Source organism: Rhodovulum viride (assembly GCF_003265965.1).
Lineage (GTDB): Bacteria > Pseudomonadota > Alphaproteobacteria > Rhodobacterales > Rhodobacteraceae > Rhodovulum > Rhodovulum kholense.
In genome coordinates this window covers 1-494 of sequence record NZ_MUAV01000179.1, presented here as the reverse complement: position 1 = coordinate 494, position 494 = coordinate 1, and the positions used below count along the sequence as shown (strand labels likewise).

At 66.8% G+C, this 494-nt stretch carries 1 protein-coding gene; it reads left to right on the top strand.

All coding sequences use genetic code 11. The features are described 5' to 3' along the window. A partial coding sequence (locus tag BYZ73_RS21725) for a phage portal protein (RefSeq protein ID WP_146746415.1) occupies window positions 1–494 on the top strand: 494 nt, incomplete at both ends.

Sequence of the window (494 nt, the reverse complement as noted above, 5' to 3'; positions counted from 1 at the left end):
CTGAAGATGGAGGATGTCTACGAGGACGATGAGGCCTGGCACCGCAATGCCCGCCGCGTCCGCAATGCGCTCATCGACCCCGAAGCGAACGGCATCCCGATCATCGGCGCGACCGACGACATCAAGTCGCTCGACCTCTCGGCCGCCGATCAGCAGCTTCTGGAAAGCCGCAAGTTCGACCGCGAACAGATCGCCGCGATCTACCGGGTGCCGCCCTCGAAACTGCAGATGCTGGAACACGGGGTGAAGGCCAACGGCCAGCAGCAGGCCATCGATTACAAGACCGATTGCCTGTTGCACTGGGGCGGCTTCGTCGAGGCGCAGCTGGCGCTTGGCGTGCTGACCGAGGCCGAACGGCGCGCCGGGCTCTTCTTCCGGCACGATTACGACGCGCTGATGCAGGCGACGACGAAGGAGCGGTACGACGCGCTGAAGGCGGCGGTGGGCGGCCCGTTCCTGACCGCGAACGAGGCCCGCGCCGAGGATGGCCGCGC